The sequence below is a fragment of the Serratia sp. NGAS9 genome, from assembly GCF_009905295.1.
Taxonomy (GTDB): Bacteria; Pseudomonadota; Gammaproteobacteria; order Enterobacterales; family Enterobacteriaceae; genus Serratia; species Serratia bockelmannii.
On record NZ_CP047605.1, the window covers coordinates 4334739 to 4356341 of the forward strand.

The window sequence follows — 21603 nt, forward strand, 5'->3', positions numbered from 1 at the left end:
ATAAAACGGGCGCCTTACGCGCCCGTTCTTCCCTACTGCACCACCACCGTACCCGGCTTGTTGGCTATCCGATCCGCCATGGTCTGGATCGAGTCGGTGCGCAGAATATACAGCCGCTTCAGCGTATAGGGGTTATCCCCCGGCTTCACCTTGCCCTGCACCGTGGTCACCGCCAGATGGAACCCGGCGTCCTGCGCCGCCTGAATCGCCCGTTGGTTATAGCCGCCGAACGGGTAGGACACATACAGCACGTGCGGGTTGAACTGCGACAGCGCGCGGCGCGAGCGCTCAAAATCGAACTCGATATTGTGCAACGAACGGCTCAGCAAAATCGGCTGGCGGTTGCCGTCGGTGCGGTGCAGAAAATGGGTATGCGACTGCACGTCGAACACGTCCTGAATCTGCTTGAGCTCCGAAACACTCATAAACTGCAGCGAGTCCGGGTTCCATTTCTGCGGGTGGCGTTTGATGCGCGAAGAGATGATGAACGCCGTGGCGCGGAAACCGTAATCCTTCAGCACCGGGTAAGCGTAGCGATAAACCGACTTCAGCCCGTCGTCGAAGGTCAGCACGATCGCCTTGCCCGGCAGGTTGATCTGATTTTTCAGGTAGGCTTCCAGCTGATACAGCGAAATGGTGTCGTAGCCCGCCTGCTTCAGATAGGTCATTTGGTTGCTGAACGCCACGTCTGAGGTGGTGGTCGAGGTGTGGCGGAAGCGTTTGTTCTCTTCGTTTTTCAGCAGGTGGTGGTAAGTCAGCACCGGTATGCCGTTATCGATCTCGCAGTCCAACTCATTAATGAACCCCAGCCGCTCGCCGATGTTGACCTCGTACCAGGTGTTGTTCAGGCGATCCTTCAGCTTGCCGATGATAGGATAGCGCAGGTTGCCTTCCAGCGTGCCCAAGACCTCGCTGTCCTTGTCCGCTGCGGTGTATACGTCTATCGTTTTTTGTGTGATCAGATTCTGGTTGATCAGCGGTTTGTTCAGCTCGCCCAAATCGTCTTGCACCTTGCGCGACTTCTTCAATTCACGCACGTCGTCTTTATCGATAAAGCCGGTACCGTGCCCGAATTTGAATTCGTAGTATTCCGCATCCGCCGGGAAGACTTGGATCAGCTGCCCGCGCTTCACTTCCCCTACCGGGATCACATGCTCGCCCACCAACGCATAGACTTCGCTATCGCGCTGCGCTTCCATGTATTCAGATTTAACCGCGCTGTCTTCCGACAGCAAACTAGCCAGGCTCACAGGGGAAACCAACGACATCAGAATGCCGAGCAACCCAGCCGTTAACGTGTATTGAGACCGCATGATGATGTTCTGCTTACGAGTGCGTAATGACAAAAGTGGAGGAAATGTGGAGCGCCAGCATAGCACGATTTGAACAGCGGGGAACTAGCGGTTATTTGAGCAATTCTATTGATTTACGCGCCGCCTGCGCCAAATCAAGAAAAGCGCCCCCGCCGGGAAAGCGAGGGCGCGATACGATCAGCTGCGCAGGCCGCGGCCGCGCTCGATCAGGTACCAGGACAGCAGGTAAAACACCGCGATAAACGCCACCAGCACCGCCATGGTGAACGCCAGCGGCACATCGTTGATGCCGAGGAAACCGTAGCGGAAGCCGCTGATCATATAAACGATGGGGTTCAGCTTGGACACCGCCTGCCAGAATGGCGGCAGCAGCGACAGCGAGTAGAACACCCCGCCCAGGTAAGTCAGCGGCGTCAGCACGAAGGTCGGGATCAGGCTGATATCATCGAAAGTGGTGGCAAACACCGCGTTGATCAGCCCCGCCAGCGAGAACAGGATCGCCGTCAGCAACAGCGTCAGCGCAATCACCCACCAGGCGTGCACCTGCAGCGGCACGAAGAACAGCGAGATGATGGTCACCAGCACGCCGACGCAGATACCGCGCGCCACGCCGCCGCCGACATAGCCGGCGATCACCACGTGGGTCGGCACCGGCGCCACCAGCAGTTCCTCAATGTTGCGCTGAAACTTGGCGCTGAAGAACGACGAGGCGACGTTGGCGTAGGAGTTGGTGATCACTGCCATCATGATAAGGCCGGGCACGATGAACTGCATGTAGCTGAAGCCGTGCATATCACCGATGCGCGAACCGATCAGGTTACCGAATATGATGAAGTACAGCGTCATGGTGATCACCGGCGGCACCAGGGTCTGGATCCAGATGCGCGCGAAGCGGTTCACCTCTTTGGCCCAGATGCTTTGTAAGGCCACCCAATACAAACGCGTCATGCTTTTTCTCCATTGCCGTTAACCAGGGTGACAAACAGCTCTTCCAGGCGGTTCGCCTTGTTGCGCATGCTCAGCACCTGCACGCCCTGCGCGCTCAACTGGGCGAACAGGCCGTTCAGCCCCTGCTCGCGCATCACCTCCACTTCCAGCGTCGAGGTATCCGTCAGGCGGCTGTGGTAACCGTCCAGCTTAGGCAGCGGGCTCTTCGCCGCCAGATCGAGGATGAAAGTTTCCGACTTCAGCTTGGCCAGCAGCCCTTTCATCGAGGTGTTTTCCACCAGTTCCCCGTTCTGGATGATGCCGATGTTGCGGCACAGCATTTCCGCCTCTTCCAGATAGTGGGTGGTGAGGATGATGGTGGTGCCTTGGGCGTTCAGCTCTTTCAGGAAGCCCCACATCGAGCGACGCAGTTCGATATCCACCCCGGCGGTCGGCTCATCGAGGATCAGCAGCTTCGGTTGGTGCATCAACGCGCGGGCGATCATCAGGCGGCGCTTCATGCCGCCGGACAGCATACGGGCGCGCTCGTTGCGCTTGCCCCACAGATCCAGCTGATTGAGGTATTTCTCGGCGCGCGCCATCGCTTCACGCCGCGTGACGCCGTAGTAACCCGCCTGGTTCACCACGATCTGCAACACGGTCTCGAACGGGTTGAAGTTGAACTCCTGCGGCACCAGGCCGAGCTGGCGCTTGGCGTTGACGATGTCTTTATCGATGTCATAACCGAACACCCGCACGCTGCCGGCGGTTTTGTTCACCAGCGAGCTGATGATGCCGATGGTGGTGGACTTTCCGGCGCCGTTTGGCCCCAGTAGAGCATAAAAATCCCCCGCCTCGACGCTCAGGTCGATGCCGCGCAGCGCCTTGACGCCACCGGCGTAAGTCTTGGTCAGCTGCGCTAATTCCAGTGCATAATTCATATTTAAAATAGTACCTTATGACGATGAGTATGCCGCCGCGCCCCTGTTTGCGAGGCTTGAAACACTAACAATAATCCTAGCATCGACGGCGTTTTCACTGCGTCGAATCCGTGCGGTAAATGAGGTTGCACCACTGTTCCGATTTCCAAATTGTGACGCTTACCCTATATTACTCCAACGCAATCTGTTCGTTACGGGTCAATCACCTTCATGAAAGAAATCGAAGAGCTTATCGCCAACAACCAGGCCTGGTCGGCCAATATCAGTCAGGAAGACCCGGAATTTTTTGAACGTTTAGCCCAGGCGCAAAAGCCCCGCTTCTTATGGATTGGTTGCTCTGACAGCCGCGTTCCCGCAGAACGCCTGACCGGCCTCGAGCCGGGTGAACTGTTCGTCCATCGCAACGTGGCGAACCTCGTGATCCACACCGATCTTAACTGCCTGTCGGTGGTGCAGTATGCGGTAGATGTGCTGGAAGTCGAACACATCATCATCTGCGGCCACCTGGGCTGCGGCGGCGTGCAGGCGGCGGTGGAAAACCCGGAACTGGGATTGATCGACAACTGGCTGCTGCACATTCGCGATCTGTGGTACAAGCACAGCTCGTTGCTGGGCGAGCTGCCGCCGGAACAGCGTTTCGACATGCTGTGCGAGATCAACGTCATTGAGCAAGTGTACAACCTGGGCCACTCCACCATCATGCAGTCCGCCTGGAAGCGCGGCCAGAAGGTGATGATCCACGGTTGGGTGTACGGCATTCAGGACGGCCGTCTGCGCGATATGGAAGTGCTGGCGACCAGCCGCGAGAGCCTGGAGATGGGCTACCGCAAAGCGATAGCCAAACTGAAGCAGGATAAAGGCGTATAACCCCGCCGCGGGCGCGGCTTGCCGCGCCCCACATCCAATTACTCGTCCAGCAGCACCACTTTGCCGACGTACGGCAGGTGACGGTAGCGCTGAGCGTAGTCGATGCCATACCCCACCACGAACTCATCCGGGATCGAGAAGCCGACATATTCGACCGGCACCTGCACTTCACGGCGCTCAGGTTTGTCCAGCAAGGTACAAATCGCCAGCGATTTCGGCCCGCGCAGCGCCAAAATCTCGCGCACTTTGTTCAGCGTGTTGCCGGAATCGATGATGTCTTCCACGATCAGCACGTCTTTGCCGCGAATGTCTTCGTCCAGATCCTTGAGGATCTTCACGTCGCGGGTGGTGGACATACCGCTGCCGTAGCTGGAGGCGGTCATAAAGTCGACTTCGTGCGGCACGTCGATCGCGCGGCAGAGATCGGCCATGAACATGAAGGAGCCGCGCAGCAGCCCGACCAGTACCATGTCGCTGCCGCTGTCGCGGTAATGTTCGGTGATCTGGTGGCCAAGTTCGGCGATACGGGTCTTAACTTCCTGCTCGGAAATCATTACGTCTACAGTGTGTTTCATAGTATTCAGGTCAGTTGCCGGAAGAAAGGCGCAGAGTTTAGCATAGCCTTTCGCCGGTGGCGACGCGAGCGCACCGCCACCTGAGCGATGAACCGCGCTCAGTCGTCGACGGTAAAGCCCATCATCATGCCGGTATCTTCATGCTCCAACAGGTGGCAGTGGGCCATATACGCATGTTCGCTGCTTGCCGGATGATCGAAACGCACCAGCACTTCGCTGCGCCAACCTTCGACGCGCACCGTGTCCTTCCAGCCGCTGCGATGCGCCGCCGGCGGTTTGCCGTTTTCCGACAGGATACGGAACTGGGTGCCGTGAATGTGGAACGGGTGCAGCATCATGTCGCCCTCACCGGAAATGGTCCATTTTTCATACTGGCCCCGTTTGGCGGCAAACATCGGTTTGTTCATGTCGAAGACCTTGCCGTTGATCATGTTGCCGTGGCTGAAATCGAACGGTTTGGCTTTGCTCTGCGCGCCGCCGTGATCCATCCCGGCCATCTTGCCATGATCCATGCCCTTCATGTTGCCGTGGTCCATGCCCTGCATGCCGCCCTTCTCCATGCCTTTCATGTCTCCAGCGCCCGTCGCGCCATGATTCATGCTCATGCCAGCCATCGCCTGGTGACCATAACGATCCATCAGCGCCTGCATGCCGAGCATATCCAGCTGCGGATCCATCATCAGCTGCAGCCAACGCTCCTGGATACCAGTGGTGGCAGGCAATGTCGGCAGCTTCACCAGGCTGTCCGGCATGGTTTTGATACCCTGTGCCAACGACGGCTGAATGCGCAACACCGGCAGCGGCTGATCGAACGGAGCCAGCGTCATGCCCATCTGTTTCACCGGCAGCGTCACGATATCGAACGCTTTCCCGTCGGAGGCATCCACCAGCACTTCAAAGCGTTCGCCCATCAGCATCGGCAGCTCGGTCAGCTTCACCGGCTCAGCCAGGAAACCGCCGTCGCTGGCGATAACATACAGCGGACGGTTGTCACTGGCCGCCAGATTCAACGAGCGGGCGTTGCAACCGTTGAGAAAACGCAGACGCAGCCAGCCGCGCGGCGCCAGATGTTGCGGATACTGCGCGCCGTTGGTGAACATGCGATCGCCAAACCAGCCCACCGCCGCGCTCATCACGTCCAGGCGGTATTCGATCTGCGCGTCTTTGCCCAGCCGCTTATCCTGCAGGATCACCGGAATATCATCCTGCCCCCAGGTTTTCGGCAGCGGCAGTTTGGCGCTTTCATCGTCTTCCAGCAGCACCAACCCCGCCAGCCCCATCATCACCTGGCTGCCGGTTTTACCGTGCGTGTGCGGGTGGAACCAGCAGGTAGCGGCCGGTTGTTCGACGGTGAAATTCACCGTGCGCGTCGCGCCGGGGTGGATCAGCGCCTGCGGGCCGCCATCGACGTCGCCGGGAATTTCCAGCCCGTGCCAGTGGACGGTACTGGCCTCCGCCAGGCTGTTTTTGATATCGACCGTCACCGGCTGGCCACGCTGCAGCTTCACCGCCGGCCCGAGCAGCGCGCCGTTGAATCCCCAGGTTTTGGTGGCGGCACCGGGCAACCAGCGGGTTTCACCCGCCTGCAGCGCCAGCGCAATCTTTCCCTGCGCGTCCGGCATCAACAGCGGCGGTACCGGCAAGGCCGGCCGATCGGCCGCCCAGGCGGCCCGGCTCCATAACGGCAATGCGCTCGCCGCGCCCAGCGCAGCGGTTAATTTAATAAAATCACGGCGTAACATCGCTGACTCCCTTTTCTCAGTGACATAACTCAATGCCGTCAGCCTAAACCTTCCCCCAGGCGGAAGGTCAAGCCTTTCCTGGCGGTATTTTAAGCTATGCCTCACAATCAAGAGAGTATGACCGGCACGCGCGACGCCGGCCCGGCAGCAATAAAATTTGGTGCCTTTACAGGCAAGTGTGGTAACGTCAGCAGACGACAAACAGGCCTATTTCATGATGAAAAAAACAACGTTATCGATGCTGTTGCTGGCGATGCTGGGCTTCTCCAACGCCAGTCTGGCGCTGAATGAATCCGAGGCGGAAGATCTGGCCGATCTGACGGCGGTATTTATTTATTTGAAAAATGATTGCGGCTACAACGATTTGCCAAATGCGCAAATCAAACGCGCCATTGTCTATTTCGCGCAACAAAACCGCTGGGATTTGAGCAACTACAACAGCTTTAACATGAAGGCGCTGGGCGAAGACAGCTATCGCGATCTCAGCGGCATCGCCATTCCAACGCCTAAGAAGTGCAAATCGCTGGCGCGCGACTCTTTGAGCCTGCTGGCCTACGCCAACTAATTCCGCCCCTCTCCCCCACCCGCCTTTCGCTCTCTCTGTCTGAAATTCAACCGTGCATCGCCAGACAGAGTTAGCTATGATGTTGCGCCGATTTTTCATGGCTGTTATTACGGAGTTTCCCGCACATGACCCAGAAAGAAATTTGGTACGAAACGCTGCATACGGGCTTCGGCCAGTATTTCTCGGTAGAGAAGGTGCTGTACCGCGAGAAGACCGATCATCAGGATCTGGTGATCTTCGAGAACCCGGTCCTGGGGCGCGTGATGGCGCTCGACGGCGTGGTGCAAACCACCGAGCGTGACGAGTTCATCTATCACGAAATGCTGACCCACGTGCCGCTGCTGGCGCATGGCCAGGCGAAGAAAGTGCTGATCATCGGCGGCGGCGACGGCGGCATGCTGCGCGAAGTCAGCCGGCATCCTGGCGTGGAGCAGATCACCATGGTCGAGATCGACGCCGGTGTCGTCGAGTTCTGCCGCCAATACCTGCCCAACCACAGCGCCGGCGCCTATGACGATCCGCGCTTCAAGTTGGTGATCGACGACGGCGTCAACTTCGTGAATCAAACCGACGAAACGTTCGATGTGATCATCTCCGACTGCACCGATCCGATCGGCCCCGGCGAAAGCCTGTTCACCTCAGCGTTTTATGAAGGCTGCGCCCGCTGCCTGAATGAGGGCGGCATTTTCGTTGCGCAGAACGGCGTCTGCTTCCTGCAACAGGACGAGGCAATCAACAGCCACGCCAAACTGAGCCGCTACTTTACCGACGTCAGCTTCTATCAGGCGGCGATCCCGACCTATTACGGCGGCATCATGACCTTTGCCTGGGCGAGCCAGAACCCGGCACTGCGCCAGCGCGATCTGCCTACCCTGCAACAGCGCTTTAACCAAAGCGGCCTACACTGCCGTTATTACAACCCGGCAATTCACGTCGGCAGCTTTGCCCTGCCGCAATATTTGCTCAATGCCCTGAACGTAACACGTTAAGCGAGAAGATAAAGGAGGTGGCCTAAATTGCATAAGCTAAAACTGCACGGCTTCAACAACCTGACCAAGAGCCTGAGTTTTTGTATTTACGATATTTGTTATGCCAAAACCGCGGACGATCGCGACGGCTATATCGCCTACATAGACGAACAATATAACGCCAACCGGCTGACCGAGATCCTAAGCGAGACCTGCTCGATCATCGGCGCCAATATTCTGAACATCGCGCGTCAGGACTACGAGCCGCAGGGCGCCAGCGTCACCATCCTGGTCAGCGAAGAGCCCATCGATCCGAAAGACGTCGATACGTCGGAACACCCAGGCCCGTTGCCGAATACGGTCGTCGCGCATCTGGACAAAAGCCATATCTGCGTACATACCTACCCGGAAAGCCATCCGGAAGGCGGGCTATGCACCTTCCGCGCCGATATCGAGGTCTCGACCTGCGGCGTCATTTCGCCCCTCAAGGCACTGAACTACTTAATTCACCAGCTGGAATCCGACATCGTCACCATGGACTATCGCGTGCGCGGTTTTACCCGCGACGTGAACGGCGTGAAACATTACATCGATCATGAGATTAATTCGATCCAGAACTTTATGTCGGAAGACATCAAGGCGCTGTACCACATGATGGACGTGAACGTTTACCAGGAAAATATCTTCCATACCAAGATGTTGCTGAAAGATTTCGATCTGAAGCACTACCTGTTTAACGCGGAGCCGGAGGCGTTGAGCGCAGCCGAACGCAAGCAGATCACCGATCTGTTATGGAAAGAGATGCAGGAAATCTATTACGGCCGCAATATTCCGCATCTGTGATGGAAAGGGCGCGGTACGCCGCGCCCTGATGCTTAGTACTTCAGCATGAAAGAACGATAGGCCTTCAACACCAGCAGGAAGTCCTCAACGCCGCAGAATGAGAGGCTTTCTTCGTCGTAGTAGTTCATCCCCTCTTCCATTTCATCGCCCTCGAACTCCAGCTGATTGGCACGGATCATCACTTCTTCACCATCCATCAGCAGCGTATATTCATGGCCTTCCAGCTGCCATTGACGCTCGCTGCCTTTGACCTCGGCCGCACCGGCTTCAATCCGGTCCAGCAGGTTGAAATCGCCTTTAACTTCTTCGTTGATCCAGTGGCCAATCGCTTCATGCCCCATCGAAAATCTGACGATCACCTGACCGGTGACGTCACGCAGAAATTCGTAATCCATAGCATGCCCTCCTGAGCCCTTTTTCTTAGTGTAAACATAAATGGCGGACTAACTCAGTGAGCGCTCGCAAAGTTGGCAACTGAGCAAAATAAAACGGGAGGCCAAGGCCTCCCGTTAAACAGTTGCGCAATATAGCGGCTTACACGGCGGTTTGGAAGATCACGCCGTCGGCTTTTTCGGTGTACTGCCCCAGCTGGTCAAAGTTCAGGTAGCGGTAGGTATCCGCCGCCGTCTTGTCGACCTGCGCCATATAGGTCTGGTACTCGTCCGGCGTCGGCAGGCGGCCCAACAGGGACGCTACCGCGGCCAGTTCGGCAGACGCCAGATAGACGTTGGCACCGGTGCCCAGACGGTTCGGGAAGTTACGGGTCGAGGTGGAGACCACCGTCGCGCCGTCCGCCACGCGCGCCTGGTTGCCCATGCACAGCGAGCAGCCCGGGATCTCGATACGCGCACCGCTCTTGCCGAAGACGCTGTAGTAGCCTTCTTCGGTCAGCTGAGCCGCATCCATCTTGGTTGGCGGCGCCACCCACAGACGGGTCGGCAGCTGGCCCTTGTGCTGATCCAGCAGCTTGCCGGCCGCGCGGAAGTGGCCGATGTTGGTCATGCAAGAACCGATGAACACTTCATCGATTTTGCTGTTGGCCACGTCGGACAGCAGGCGTGCATCGTCAGGATCGTTCGGCGCGCACAGGATCGGCTCTTTGATCTCGTTCAGATCGATGTCGATCACCGCTGCGTATTCCGCATCCGCATCGCCTTCCAGCAGTTGCGGATCCGCCAGCCATTTTTCCATGCCCTGAATACGGCGCTCCAGCGTACGGCGATCGCCGTAGCCTTCGGAGATCATCCACTTCAGCAGCACGATGTTGGAGTTCAGGTACTCTTCAATCGGCGCCTTGTCCAGCTTGATGGTACAACCGGCGGCGGAGCGTTCGGCGGACGCATCGGTTAGCTCAAACGCCTGCTCGACCTTCAGATCCGGCAGGCCTTCGATCTCCAGAATGCGGCCGGAGAAGATGTTTTTCTTGCCCTTCTTCTCGACGGTCAGCAGACCCTGCTGGATCGCGTAGTAAGGGATGGCGTGCACCAGATCGCGCAGGGTGATGCCCGGCTGCATTTTGCCTTTGAAGCGCACCAGCACCGATTCAGGCATATCCAGCGGCATCACGCCGGTCGCAGCGGCAAACGCCACCAGGCCGGAACCGGCCGGGAAGGAGATGCCGATCGGGAAGCGGGTGTGGGAATCGCCGCCGGTGCCGACGGTGTCAGGCAGCAGCATGCGGTTCAGCCAGGAGTGGATCACGCCGTCGCCCGGACGCAGCGAGACGCCGCCGCGGTTCATGATGAAGTCAGGCAGCGTGTGGTGCGTGGTCACGTCGACCGGTTTCGGGTACGCAGCGGTGTGGCAGAACGACTGCATGACCAGGTCGGCGGAGAAGCCGAGGCAGGCCAGGTCTTTCAGCTCATCACGGGTCATCGGGCCGGTGGTGTCCTGAGAACCGACGGAGGTCATCTTCGGTTCGCAGTATTCGCCAGGGCGAATACCGGCGACGCCGCAGGCGCGGCCGACCATTTTCTGCGCCAGCGAGAAGCCTTTGCTGCTCGCGGCAACCGGTTTGGCGATGCGGAACACGTCGCTGTGCGGCAGGCCGAGCGCTTCGCGCGCCTTGGTGGTCAGGCCGCGGCCGATGATCAGCGGGATACGGCCGCCGGCGCGCACTTCATCCAGCAGCACGTCGGTTTTCAGCTCGAAGTTGGCGATCAGCGCGCCGGTTTCGTGGTTGCGCATTTCACCTTTGTACGGGTAAACGTCGATCACGTCGCCCATGTTCAGCTCGGACACGTCCACTTCGATCGGCAAGGCGCCGGCATCTTCCATGGTGTTGAAGAAGATAGGCGCAATCTTGCCGCCCAGCACCACGCCGCCGCCGCGTTTGTTCGGCACATGCGGGATGTCGTCGCCCATGAACCACAGCACCGAGTTGGTGGCGGATTTACGGGAGGAACCGGTGCCGACCACGTCGCCGACGTAGGCCAGCGGGAAGCCTTTCTTGTTCAGCAGCTCGATCTGTTTGATCGGGCCGACGCTGCCCGGCTGATCCGGCACGATACCTTCACGTTCGTTTTTCAGCATCGCCAGCGCGTGCAGCGGGATGTCCGGGCGCGACCAGGCGTCCGGCGCCGGGGACAGGTCATCGGTATTGGTTTCGCCGGTCACTTTGAACACGGTGACGGTGATCTTTTCCGCCAGCTCAGGGCGCGACAGGTACCATTCGGCATCGGCCCAGGACTGCATGATCTGCTTGGCGTGCGGGTTACCGGCCTTGGCCTTATCTTCCACGTCGTAGAAGTTGTCGAACATCAGCAGCGTGTGGGACAGCGCTTTGGCGGCGATAGGCGCCAGCTTTTCGTTGTCCAGGGCATCGATCAGCGGATGAATGTTATAACCGCCCTGCATGGTGCCTAACAGTTCAATGGCTTTCTCGGGGGTAACCAGGGGGGATGTCGCTTCGCCTTTGGCGATGGCCGCCAGGAAACCTGCTTTAACGTAGGCGGCTTCGTCGACGCCCGGTGGAACACGGTTAATCAGCAGGTCTAACAGGAATTCTTCTTCGCCTTTTGGCGGATTCTTCAGTAGTTCGACCAGCGCGGCCATTTGGGTGGCGTCTAGCGGCTTAGGGGCGATGCCCTCAGCAGCACGCTCGGCTACGTGCTTACGGTATTCTTCTAGCACGACGTTCTCCTCGCTCTCATTGTCATTTATTGTGCCTGGCGTATATGCAAACCGGGTTTATACCCTTGGGGTTTCACTCTGTGGCTAGGCGATCGGCCCGTAGAGGCCCCGAAACGGTGATTGGGGCAAACAAGCACGGTCAAACAGCGTTACAGCATGAAAGACTGATGGGTAGAGCGCACGGCGATATTGATGCCATCTATCCTGACGGGGCACTGCTGTCGATGTCCTGGACTGTAAGGTACAGTGCCCGGTTCCGCTCAGCCAGCATATCAGGATTTGAAACGGTTGTTAATTCGTTCACATAAAAGCAACATTAAATCTTTGCTGAATCGTTGAGCGCAGCGTAATCGGCTGCCGGACTAGCAGAGCATTATATCCACATAATTAAAATGGATATAAGCATAAGGATCGGAATTTGGCGCAGCGGCCACAAAAATACCGCTTGGTGCATCTGAGCAAAAAAAAAACGGCCCCTTCTCAGGAGCCGCTTGTTTACCGGTCAAACCAGCAGAATTACTTCTTCTTGGCTTTCGGGTTAGGCAGGTCGGTGATGCTGCCTTCGTAGATTTCCGCCGCCAGGCCCACGGATTCGTGCAGGGTCGGGTGAGCGTGGATGGTCAGCGCGATGTCTTCCGCGTCGCAGCCCATCTCGATAGCCAGACCGATTTCACCCAGCAGTTCACCGCCGTTGGTGCCGACAATCGCGCCACCGATGATGCGGTGAGTTTCTTTGTCGAAGATCAGTTTGGTCATGCCGTCTGCACAGTCGGAAGCGATCGCACGGCCGGAAGCCGCCCACGGGAAGGTGGAGGTTTCGTAGCTGATGCCTTTCTCTTTCGCTTCTTTCTCGGTCAGACCCACCCATGCCACTTCCGGCTCGGTGTAAGCGATGGATGGGATCACTTTCGGATCGAAGTAGTGCTTCATGCCGGCGATAACTTCTGCGGCAACGTGGCCTTCGTGCACGCCTTTGTGCGCCAGCATCGGCTGACCGACGATGTCGCCGATAGCGAAGATGTGCGGCACGTTGGTACGCAGCTGTTTGTCGACGTTGATGAAGCCACGCTCGTCAACTTCAACACCGGCTTTGCCAGCATCCAGCAGTTTGCCGTTCGGCACGCGGCCGATCGCCACCAGCACCGCGTCGTAACGCTGTGGTTCTGCTGGCGCTTTTTTACCTTCCATCGTGACGTAGATGCCGTCTTCTTTGGCTTCTACCGCGGTCACTTTGGTTTCCAGCATCAGGTTGAACTGCTTGCTGATACGCTTGGTGAAGACTTTCACCACGTCTTTATCTGCCGCCGGGATAACCTGATCGAACATTTCAACGACGTCGATCTGTGAACCCAGTGCATGGTATACGGTGCCCATTTCCAGGCCGATGATGCCGCCGCCCATAACCAGCAGACGCTCTGGGACGGTTTTCAGCTCCAGCGCATCGGTGGAATCCCACACGCGTGGATCTTCATGAGGAATGAATGGCAATTGGATCGGACGAGAACCTGCAGCGATGATGGCGTTGTCGAAGTTGATGGTGGTTGGGCCGTTTTCGCCTTCCACAACCAGGGTGTTAGCGCCGGTGAACTTGCCCAGGCCGTTGACCACTTTCACTTTACGGCCTTTCGCCATGCCAGCCAGACCGCCGGTCAGCTGAGTGATGACTTTTTCTTTCCAGACGCGCACTTTGTCGATGTCGGTTTTCGGCTCGCCGAAAACGATGCCGTGTTCGGCCAGCGCTTTGGCTTCTTCGATCACTTTGGCAACGTGCAGCAGTGCTTTGGAAGGGATACATCCCACGTTCAGGCAAACCCCGCCCAGAGTGGAATAACGTTCAACCAGAACGGTTTCAAGACCTAAGTCAGCGCAACGAAAGGCTGCAGAGTAACCTGCCGGGCCCGCCCCAAGTACCACGACCTGAGTTTTAATTTCAGTACTCATCATGACCTCTTAATTGATTGTCCGGCGGGTCAGACGTCATTTTTATTGCTAATCGATCTCATAACGCCCTTCATCCACCGGGACGCTTACACCGCGAGCAGTTTACAGAATTGTTAATAATCTGCAAAGCGTGTTCGAGTGACCCGTGTCTCAACAATTTTGTCGAGTTGTGCAAAATCCGACAAAACTGCTACAGAATCATCAGGGGCGCAGCATGCTGCGCCCCTTTTGCATTACATCACCAGACGGCGAATGTCGGACAACATGTTGTTGATGATGGTGATGAAGCGCGCACCATCGGCACCGTCGATAACGCGGTGGTCGAAGGACAGCGACATCGGCATCATCAGGCGCGGCATGAACTCTTTACCGTTCCAGACCGGCTCCATCGCAGACTTGGAGACGCCCAGGATAGCCACTTCCGGCGCGTTGACGATCGGCGCGAAGTGAGTCGTCCCGATGCCGCCCAGGCTGGAGATGGTGAAGCAGCCGCCCTGCATCTCGCCCGCGGTCAGCTTGCCGTCGCGCGCTTTCTTGGAGATGGCCATCAGTTCGCGAGACAGCTCGGTGATGCTCTTCTTGTTCACGTCCTTGAACACCGGAACCACCAGGCCGTTCGGGGTATCTACCGCCACGCCGATGTTGATGTATTTCTTCAGCGTCAGCTTCTGGCCATCTTCGGACAGCGAGCTGTTGAAGCGCGGCATCTGCTCCAGAGCGGCAGCAACGGCTTTCATGATGAACACGACAGGCGTGAACTTCACGTCCAGCTTGCGCTTGGCCGCTTCTTCGTTCTGCTGCTTGCGGAACGCTTCCAGATCGGTGATGTCGGTTTTGTCGAAGTGAGTCACGTGCGGGATCATCACCCAGTTGCGGCTCAGGTTCGCGCCAGAGATCTTCTGGATGCGGCCCATTTCGACTTCTTCGATCTCGCCGAACTTGCTGAAGTCCACTTTCGGCCATGGCAGCATGCCTGGCAGACCGCCGCCGGCAGCAGCCGGGGCCGCTTCAGCGCGTTTCACCGCGTCTTTCACGTAAGCCTGAACGTCTTCGCGCAGGATGCGGCCTTTACGACCGGTGCCTTTCACTTTCGCCAGGTTAACGCCGAATTCACGCGCCAGACGACGAATGACCGGGGTCGCGTGCACGTAGGCCGCGTTCTCGGCGAACTCGCCTTTGTCGTCAGCTTTCGCAGCCGGCGCGGCGGCTTTAGCGGCGGCCGGCGCCGGCGCAGCGTCCGCTTTAGCGGCTGGAGCGGCGGCAGCGGCAGGCGCTGCGCCTTCCACTTCGAACACCATGATCAGGGAGCCGGTTTTCACTTTGTCGCCGGTCGCGATCTTGATCTCTTTCACGGTACCCGCGAACGGTGCAGGCACTTCCATGGAGGCCTTGTCGCCTTCCACGGTGATCAGAGACTGCTCGGCGGCAACCTTGTCGCCCACCTTGACCATCACCTCGGTCACTTCGACTTCGTCACCGCCGATATCCGGCACGGCGACGTCTTTGGCCGCAGAGGCCGCAGGCGCTGCAGCGGCAGCCGGTGCTTCAGCCGCAGCCGGGGCGGCAGCGGAAGCGGCGCCAGCCACTTCGAACACCATGATCAGGGAACCGGTTTTCACTTTGTCGCCGGTCGCGATCTTGATCTCTTTCACGGTGCCCGCGAACGGCGCAGGGACTTCCATGGAAGCCTTGTCGCCTTCCACAGTGATCAGGGACTGCTCGGCTTCCACCTTGTCGCCCACTTTCACCAGGATCTCGGTCACTTCGACTTCGTCGGCGCCGATGTCCGGCACAGCAACGTCTTTGGCCGCAGCGGCAGCCGGGGCAGCTGCTGCTGCCGGTTTTTCTTCCGCTTTCGCCGCCGGTGCAGCTTCCGCTGCGCCTGCCGCTTCGAAGATCATGATCAGTTTGCCGGTTTCGGTTTTATCGCCGACCGCCACTTTAATCTCTTTCACCACGCCCGCCTGAGGGGATGGCACTTCCATGGAAGCCTTGTCGCCTTCCACGGTGATCAGCGATTGTTCCGCTTCAACTTTATCGCCGACCTTCACCAGAATCTCGGTGATTTCGACTTCATCTGCACCGATGTCCGGTACGTTGATTTCGATAGACATTATTCAGTACCTCTTAGGCCAGACGCGGGTTAACTTTTTCCGGGTTGATATCGAATTTCTTGATTGCATCAGCAACCACAGAAGCTTCAATCTCACCGCGTTTAGCCAGTTCACCCAGAGCAGCAACCACCACGTAAGATGCATCGACTTCGAAGTGGTGACGCAGGTTTTCGCGGCTGTCCGAACGACCGAAGCCGTCGGTGCCCAGTACGCGATAATCGCTGGCCGGCACATAAGTACGAACCTGTTCAGCGAACAGTTTCATGTAGTCGGTAGACGCTACCGCTGGCGCGTCGCTCATCACCTGAGCGATGTAAGGCACGCGTGGCGTTTCGGTTGGGTGCAGCATGTTCCAACGCTCGCAATCCTGGCCATCGCGCGCCAGTTCGGTGAACGAGGTCACGCTGTAGGTGTCGGAACCCACGCCGTAGTCCTTCGCCAGGATCTGCGCAGCTTCGCGCACGTGGCGCAGGATAGCGCCGGAGCCCAGCAGCTGTACCTTGCCTTTGCTGCCTTCCAGCGTTTCCAGCTTGTAGATACCCTTGCGGATACCTTCTTCCGCACCCTGCGGCATCGCAGGCATGTGGTAGTTTTCGTTCAGCGTGGTCAGGTAGTAGTACACGTTTTCTGGGTTGTCGCCATACATGCGCACCAGACCGTCGTGCATGATCACCGCCACTTCGTACGCGTAAGCCGGATCGTAAGAGATGCAGTTAGGGATGGTCAGAGACTGAATGTGGCTGTGGCCATCTTCGTGCTGCAGACCTTCGCCGTTCAGGGTAGTACGGCCCGAGGTCCCGCCGATCAGGAAGCCACGCGCCTGTTGGTCGCCCGCTGCCCAGCACAGGTCGCCGATACGTTGGAAACCGAACATCGAGTAGTAGATGTAGAACGGAATCATCGGCAGATCGTTGGTGCTGTAGGAAGTCGCTGCGGCCAGCCAGGAAGAGGCTGCGCCCAGTTCGTTGATGCCTTCCTGCAGGATTTGACCTTTCTCGTCTTCTTTGTAGTAAGCAACCTGCTCACGGTCCTGCGGGGTGTACTGCTGGCCGTTCGGGCTGTAGATACCGATCTGACGGAACAGACCTTCCATACCGAAAGTACGCGCTTCGTCGGCGATGATTGGCACCAGGCGATCTTTGATCGACTTGTTCTTCAGCATCACGTTCAGGGCACGCACGAAGGCGATAGTGGTGGAGATCTCTTTGTTCTGCTCTTCCAGCAGCGAGCTGAAATCTTCCAGCGCCGGCATTTCCAGCTTCTGGGTGAACTCCGGCAGACGGGTTGGCACGTAGCCTTTCAGCGCCTGGCGACGTTCGTGCAGGTATTTGTACTCTTCGGACTCTTTCTCGAAGGTGATGTACGGCAGTTTTTCGATGTCAGCATCGGCAACCGGCACATTGAAACGATCGCGGAAGTGGTGAACCCCTTCCATGTTCATTTTCTTCACCTGGTGAGCGATGTTTTTACCTTCCGCGGTTTCACCCATGCCGTAACCTTTGATGGTGTGGGCCAGGATAACGGTCGGTTTGCCTTTGGTGTCCTGCGCTTTTTTCAGTGCAGCGAAGATTTTCTTCGGATCGTGACCACCACGGTTCAGCGCCCAGATTTCGTCGTCGGTCATGTCTTTGACCAGCGCCGCGGTTTCCGGGTAACGGCCGAAGAAGTGCTCGCGCACGTAAGCGCCGTCTTTGGATTTGAAGGTCTGGTAGTCGCCGTCCAGGGTCTCGTTCATCAGCTGAACCAGTTTACCGCTGGTGTCTTTGCGCAGCAGCTCGTCCCAACGGCCGCCCCAGATCACTTTCAGCACCTGCCAGCCTGCGCCGGAGAAGATGCCTTCCAGTTCGTTGATGATCTTGCCGTTACCGGTGACCGGGCCGTCCAGGCGCTGCAGGTTGCAGTTGATGACGAACACCAGGTTGTCCAGCTTCTCGCGAGTCGCGATGGTGATGGCGCCTTTGGATTCCGGCTCATCCATTTCACCGTCGCCCAGGAAGGCGTAAACGGTCTGCTCAGAGGTGTCTTTCAGGCCACGGTGTTCCAGGTATTTCAGGAACTTCGCCTGATAGATGGCGCTGATTGGGCCCAGGCCCATGGAAACGGTCGGGAACTGCCAGAATTCCGGCATCAGCTTAGGATGCGGGTAAGAGGACAGGCCGTTGCCGTGCACTTCCTGACGGAAGTTGTTCATCTGTTCTTCGGTCAGGCGGCCTTCAAGGAAGGCACGCGCGTAAACGCCCGGAGAGATGTGGCCCTGGAAGTACACCAGGTCGCCGCCGTCTTTCTCGTTGCGTGCGCGGAAGAAGTGGTTAAAGCAGACTTCATAGAAGGTCGCGGAAGACTGGAAGGAAGCCATGTGGCCGCCCAGCTCCAGGTCTTTTTTGGATGCGCGCAGAACGGTCATGATCGCGTTCCAACGGATCGCAGAGCGAATGCGGCGTTCCAGATCCAGGTTGCCTGGGTAGGCCGGTTCGTCTTCTACCGCGATGGTGTTGACGTAGTTGTGCGCTGCAGCACCGGCCGCAACGTTAACGCCGCCTTTGCGGGCTTCTCCCAATACCTGATCAATCAGAAACTGAGCTCGCTCAACACCCTCTTCACGGATGACCGATTCGATCGCCTGCAGCCAGTCGCGGGTTTCGATCGGATCCACGTCATTGTTTAAACGTTCTGACATGGTGGTATTCCTTATCTGTCTAATGGTTTGTTTGGAGCCTGTCTTCCTGTGCTCTGTGCAAAAACACACGAAGACAGGCCCATCAGTTTAGTTGCCGCTTAAGTACTTAACTAAGTACCTCGAACTTAACCCCCGCAGGCTGGTGTACCCTGAAGAGGACAGCTCTTAATCCTTGCGTTGCTGGAGACGCCGTAGCGATCTCTCGCGCCGAGTATGCTCCCGGCTGAGATCCAGCAAGATTTCCTCGATAAACGCCAAGTGGCGATGCGAGGCTTCACGGGCCTTTTCCGGCTCGCGTGCCACAATCGCCTCAAAAATTCCGGCGCGGTGGCTGCTCACTTTTGCCAACATCTCACGGCGCGAGTAGAGCAATTCAAAGTTCTGACGCACGTTCTGTTCCAGCATCGGCCCCATGCAGCGTAGCAGGTGAAGTAACACAACGTTGTGAGCGGCTTCAGTCACGGCGATTTGATACTGCATGACCGCATCGGCCTCGGCGTCGAGATCGCCGCTGTCTTGAGCCTGTTGAATCACGATGTGGCAATCGCGGATGCGCGCCAGATCTTCATCGGTGCCGCGCAGCGCCGCGTAATAGGCGGCAATGCCTTCCAGCGCGTGACGGGTTTCCAGCAGATCGAACTGTGATTCGGGATGGTCGGCCAGCAGCTCGGCCAGCGGATCGCTGAAGCTCTGCCACAGATTAGTTTGCACGAAGGTGCCGCCGCCCTGACGGCGCAGGAGCAGCCCTTTCGCTTCAAGGCGCTGAATGGCCTCTCTCAGAGAAGGACGGGAGACATCAAATTGTTTCGCCAGCTCGCGCTCCGGAGGCAGTTTTTCGCCTGGGCGCAGTGTCCCCTCGAGGATCAGGTATTCGAGCTGTTGCTCGATAACATCTGACAACTTGGGTTGGCGGATTTTGCTGTAGGCCATGAGTGAATTCTTCTCTGCGAATGGCGCGGAGTCAATTGGTAATACCAATTTCAAAAACGTGACGGTAAAGTAACAAAGTATTCACCTCCTGTCCATACGGGCCTTGATCGAAATCAGGTTACCCGCACATTTTAACACCCCGCTGAAAACCCCGCTGCAAACCGGTAACGCCGTGATGGTATTACCATTTACGCGATGGGTTTGGGATTTAACTTTTACCAAACCTTACGCAAGGCAGAGTGCAAACTTTTTGCCCGAGTTTTATTGCATGGTTATGACGCTTTAATGAATGGCTATTTGGCGAGCAGCGCAACGGCGGTTCGTTCATTATTTGAACGCACCCCACCGTTCAGTTCTACGTTATTTTTGCGCATTATGTGATTTGTTGCTTATTTCATGCACTGAATCCCCCCCGCCGTCACACAACCCGCATTTTGTTTCCTAAACTGCTGCAATCTTAATCACTCACACGACAAAGCAGGTGCAAACCGACGCGCATAACATTATTCTCTGCCAAACGGTAGCGGCGCCGTGGAATTAATAGCTATAACGCCGTAAATAAAACAAAACACACATCGTAACCACTGCTTTACAGGCAGGTGGGCATTCACAACGACAGAGGGTTAGATTGATGGATGGTCAACAGCAGGGTGACCAGCTGAAACGCGGCCTGAAAAACCGCCATATTCAGCTCATCGCCTTAGGTGGCGCAATCGGTACCGGGTTATTTCTCGGTATCGCTCAAACAATAAAAATGGCCGGCCCGTCAGTGCTTCTCGGCTACGCCATCGGCGGCTTCATCGCGTTTCTGATCATGCGCCAGCTGGGGGAAATGGTGGTGGAAGAGCCGGTCGCCGGTTCCTTCAGCCACTTCGCCTACAAATACTGGGGCAACTTCGCCGGCTTCGCCTCCGGCTGGAACTACTGGGTGCTGTATGTCCTGGTGGCGATGGCGGAGCTGACCGCGGTCGGCATCTACGTGCAGTACTGGTGGCCGGAGATCCCGACCTGGGTCTCCGCCGCGGTATTCTTCCTGGCGATCAACGCCATCAACCTCGCCAACGTTAAAGTTTACGGCGAGATGGAGTTCTGGTTCGCCATCATCAAGGTGGTGGCGATTATCGGCATGATCGTGTTCGGCGCCTACCTGCTGTTCAGCGGCATGGGCGGCCCGGAAGCCACCGTCACCAACCTGTGGGCGCAGGGCGGGTTCTTCCCGAACGGCGTCATGGGCCTGGTGATGGCGATGGCGGTGATCATGTTCTCCTTCGGCGGCCTCGAACTGGTTGGCATCACCGCCGCCGAAGCCGACAACCCGCAAAAGAGCATTCCGAAAGCCACCAATCAGGTGATCTACCGCATCCTGATCTTCTATATCGGTTCGCTGGCCATTCTGCTGTCGCTGTACCCGTGGGGCAAAGTGGTCGAAGGCGGCAGCCCGTTCGTGCTGATCTTCCACGCGCTGAACAGCAACCTGGTGGCGACCGTGCTGAACGTCGTGGTGCTCACCGCCGCGCTGTCGGTGTACAACAGCTGCGTCTACTGCAACAGCCGCATGCTGTACGGCTTGGCGCAGCAGGGCAACGGCCCGAAAAGCCTGCTGAAGGTCGACGGCCGCGGCGTGCCGGTGGTGGCCATCGGCATCTCCGCCCTCGCCACCGCGCTGTGCGTGCTGATTAACTACCTGATCCCGGGCCGTGCCTTCGAACTGCTGATGGCGTTGGTGGTGTCGGCGCTGGTGATCAACTGGGCGATGATCAGCCTGGCGCACCTGAAGTTCCGCGCCGCCAAAAACCGCGAAGGCGTGGTGCCGAAGTTCAAAGCGTTCTGGTACCCGTTCAGCAACTACCTGTGCCTGCTGTTCATGGCCGGCATCCTGGTGATCATGTACCTGACGCCAGGCATTCAAATCTCGGTGCTGCTGATCCCGGTATGGGTGGCGATCCTGGCCGTCGGTTACGCCATCAAACAGCGCAGCCAACGCGTCGACGGCGTCACCAGCCGTTGAATCCCGTGACCGCGCAATAAATATCCTCCGGCATAGCCGGAGGTTTTTCATATGCGCCTA

At 57.7% G+C, this 21603-nt stretch carries 16 protein-coding genes; 5 read left to right on the forward strand and 11 right to left on the reverse strand.

All coding sequences use genetic code 11. The annotated features are described in order from the left end of the window. Positions 1–32 precede the first annotated feature (32 nt). The 3 genes from GUC32_RS20640 to GUC32_RS20650 form a co-directional block, all read right to left on the reverse strand. Entirely contained in the window at positions 33–1313 is a 1281-nt protein-coding gene (locus GUC32_RS20640) for a polysaccharide deacetylase family protein (protein ID WP_369435410.1), read from the reverse strand. Positions 1314–1490: 177 nt separating this feature from the next. After that, complete coding sequence (locus GUC32_RS20645) at positions 1491–2261, reverse strand: ABC transporter permease (RefSeq protein WP_004937535.1); 771 nt, start codon at positions 2259–2261, stop codon at positions 1491–1493. Beyond that, the gene (locus tag GUC32_RS20650) at positions 2258–3181 is read right to left on the reverse strand and encodes an ABC transporter ATP-binding protein (RefSeq protein WP_015379030.1); all 924 of its coding nucleotides are present in this window, start codon (positions 3179–3181) and stop codon (positions 2258–2260) included. The genes GUC32_RS20645 and GUC32_RS20650 overlap by 4 nt, the downstream gene beginning before the upstream one ends. A 210-nt stretch (positions 3182–3391) precedes the next feature. Between GUC32_RS20650 and can the strand changes: the two genes are divergently transcribed. Beyond that, complete coding sequence (gene can, locus GUC32_RS20655; protein ID WP_016930066.1) at positions 3392–4048, forward strand: carbonate dehydratase; 657 nt, start codon at positions 3392–3394, stop codon at positions 4046–4048. Between the two features lie 38 nt (positions 4049–4086). Here can and hpt read toward each other — a convergent pair whose 3' ends face one another. Continuing rightward, the gene (gene hpt / locus GUC32_RS20660; protein WP_072269872.1) at positions 4087–4623 is read right to left on the reverse strand and encodes a hypoxanthine phosphoribosyltransferase; all 537 of its coding nucleotides are present in this window, start codon (positions 4621–4623) and stop codon (positions 4087–4089) included. Positions 4624–4721: 98 nt separating this feature from the next. Continuing rightward, a complete protein-coding gene (gene cueO / locus GUC32_RS20665; RefSeq protein ID WP_369435411.1) occupies positions 4722–6365 on the reverse strand; it encodes a multicopper oxidase CueO in 1644 nt (547 codons plus the stop codon). Between the two features lie 217 nt (positions 6366–6582). Between cueO and GUC32_RS20670 the strand changes: the two genes are divergently transcribed. The 3 genes from GUC32_RS20670 to speD all read left to right on the forward strand — a co-directional run bounded on the left by GUC32_RS20670 (position 6583) and on the right by speD (position 8741). Beyond that, complete coding sequence (locus GUC32_RS20670; RefSeq protein ID WP_004937515.1) at positions 6583–6930, forward strand: YacC family pilotin-like protein; 348 nt, start codon at positions 6583–6585, stop codon at positions 6928–6930. Positions 6931–7055: 125 nt separating this feature from the next. Next, positions 7056–7919, forward strand: a complete 864-nt coding sequence (gene speE, locus GUC32_RS20675; protein WP_369435412.1) for a polyamine aminopropyltransferase — start codon at positions 7056–7058, stop codon at positions 7917–7919. Positions 7920–7946: 27 nt separating this feature from the next. Beyond that, the gene (gene speD, locus GUC32_RS20680) at positions 7947–8741 is read left to right on the forward strand and encodes an adenosylmethionine decarboxylase (protein ID WP_004937510.1); all 795 of its coding nucleotides are present in this window, start codon (positions 7947–7949) and stop codon (positions 8739–8741) included. 32 nt (positions 8742–8773) lie between these two features. On the opposite strand, the gene yacL is transcribed toward speD, so the two are convergent. The 6 genes from yacL to pdhR all read right to left on the reverse strand — a co-directional run bounded on the left by yacL (position 8774) and on the right by pdhR (position 19535). Then, a complete protein-coding gene (yacL, locus tag GUC32_RS20685; RefSeq protein WP_004937507.1) occupies positions 8774–9136 on the reverse strand; it encodes a protein YacL in 363 nt (120 codons plus the stop codon). Positions 9137–9275: 139 nt separating this feature from the next. Beyond that, positions 9276–11873 (reverse strand): bifunctional aconitate hydratase 2/2-methylisocitrate dehydratase, encoded by a 2598-nt coding sequence (gene acnB, locus GUC32_RS20690; protein ID WP_273830318.1) that lies wholly within the window; start codon positions 11871–11873, stop codon positions 9276–9278. 516 nt (positions 11874–12389) lie between these two features. After that, a complete protein-coding gene (lpdA, locus tag GUC32_RS20695) occupies positions 12390–13814 on the reverse strand; it encodes a dihydrolipoyl dehydrogenase (protein ID WP_004937500.1) in 1425 nt (474 codons plus the stop codon). A gap of 233 nt (positions 13815–14047) precedes the next feature. Further along, positions 14048–15928, reverse strand: a complete 1881-nt coding sequence (gene aceF, locus GUC32_RS20700) for a pyruvate dehydrogenase complex dihydrolipoyllysine-residue acetyltransferase (RefSeq protein ID WP_334670932.1) — start codon at positions 15926–15928, stop codon at positions 14048–14050. 13 nt (positions 15929–15941) lie between these two features. Continuing rightward, positions 15942–18605: a pyruvate dehydrogenase (acetyl-transferring), homodimeric type gene (aceE, locus tag GUC32_RS20705; RefSeq protein ID WP_025304233.1), complete on the reverse strand. Its 2664-nt coding sequence runs from the start codon at positions 18603–18605 to the stop codon at positions 15942–15944. Positions 18606–18770: 165 nt separating this feature from the next. After that, positions 18771–19535 carry a pyruvate dehydrogenase complex transcriptional repressor PdhR gene (pdhR, locus tag GUC32_RS20710; RefSeq protein WP_004937490.1) on the reverse strand — a complete coding sequence of 255 codons (765 nt, stop codon included), beginning with the start codon at positions 19533–19535 and terminating at the stop codon, positions 18771–18773. A 631-nt stretch (positions 19536–20166) separates the two neighbouring features. On the opposite strand from pdhR, the gene GUC32_RS20715 reads away from it, so the two are divergent. Further along, positions 20167–21543 carry an amino acid permease gene (locus tag GUC32_RS20715; RefSeq protein WP_025304234.1) on the forward strand — a complete coding sequence of 459 codons (1377 nt, stop codon included), beginning with the start codon at positions 20167–20169 and terminating at the stop codon, positions 21541–21543. The last annotated feature ends 60 nt before the right edge of the window (positions 21544–21603 follow it).

What these genes read in the sequence shown, in the direction of transcription:
- GUC32_RS20640 (WP_369435410.1), bottom strand. Translation starts at nt 1,313, where the DNA reads ATGCGGTCTCAATACACGTTAACGGCTGGGTTGCTCGGCATTCTGATG.
- GUC32_RS20645 (WP_004937535.1), bottom strand. Translation starts at nt 2,261, where the DNA reads ATGACGCGTTTGTATTGGGTGGCCTTACAAAGCATCTGGGCCAAAGAG.
- GUC32_RS20650 (WP_015379030.1), bottom strand. Translation starts at nt 3,181, where the DNA reads ATGAATTATGCACTGGAATTAGCGCAGCTGACCAAGACTTACGCCGGT.
- can (WP_016930066.1), top strand. Translation starts at nt 3,392, where the DNA reads ATGAAAGAAATCGAAGAGCTTATCGCCAACAACCAGGCCTGGTCGGCC.
- hpt (WP_072269872.1), bottom strand. Translation starts at nt 4,623, where the DNA reads ATGAAACACACTGTAGACGTAATGATTTCCGAGCAGGAAGTTAAGACC.
- cueO (WP_369435411.1), bottom strand. Translation starts at nt 6,365, where the DNA reads ATGTTACGCCGTGATTTTATTAAATTAACCGCTGCGCTGGGCGCGGCG.
- GUC32_RS20670 (WP_004937515.1), top strand. Translation starts at nt 6,583, where the DNA reads ATGAAAAAAACAACGTTATCGATGCTGTTGCTGGCGATGCTGGGCTTC.
- speE (WP_369435412.1), top strand. Translation starts at nt 7,056, where the DNA reads ATGACCCAGAAAGAAATTTGGTACGAAACGCTGCATACGGGCTTCGGC.
- yacL (WP_004937507.1), bottom strand. Translation starts at nt 9,136, where the DNA reads ATGGATTACGAATTTCTGCGTGACGTCACCGGTCAGGTGATCGTCAGA.
- lpdA (WP_004937500.1), bottom strand. Translation starts at nt 13,814, where the DNA reads ATGAGTACTGAAATTAAAACTCAGGTCGTGGTACTTGGGGCGGGCCCG.
- aceF (WP_334670932.1), bottom strand. Translation starts at nt 15,928, where the DNA reads ATGTCTATCGAAATCAACGTACCGGACATCGGTGCAGATGAAGTCGAA.
- aceE (WP_025304233.1), bottom strand. Translation starts at nt 18,605, where the DNA reads ATGTCAGAACGTTTAAACAATGACGTGGATCCGATCGAAACCCGCGAC.
- pdhR (WP_004937490.1), bottom strand. Translation starts at nt 19,535, where the DNA reads ATGGCCTACAGCAAAATCCGCCAACCCAAGTTGTCAGATGTTATCGAG.
- GUC32_RS20715 (WP_025304234.1), top strand. Translation starts at nt 20,167, where the DNA reads ATGGATGGTCAACAGCAGGGTGACCAGCTGAAACGCGGCCTGAAAAAC.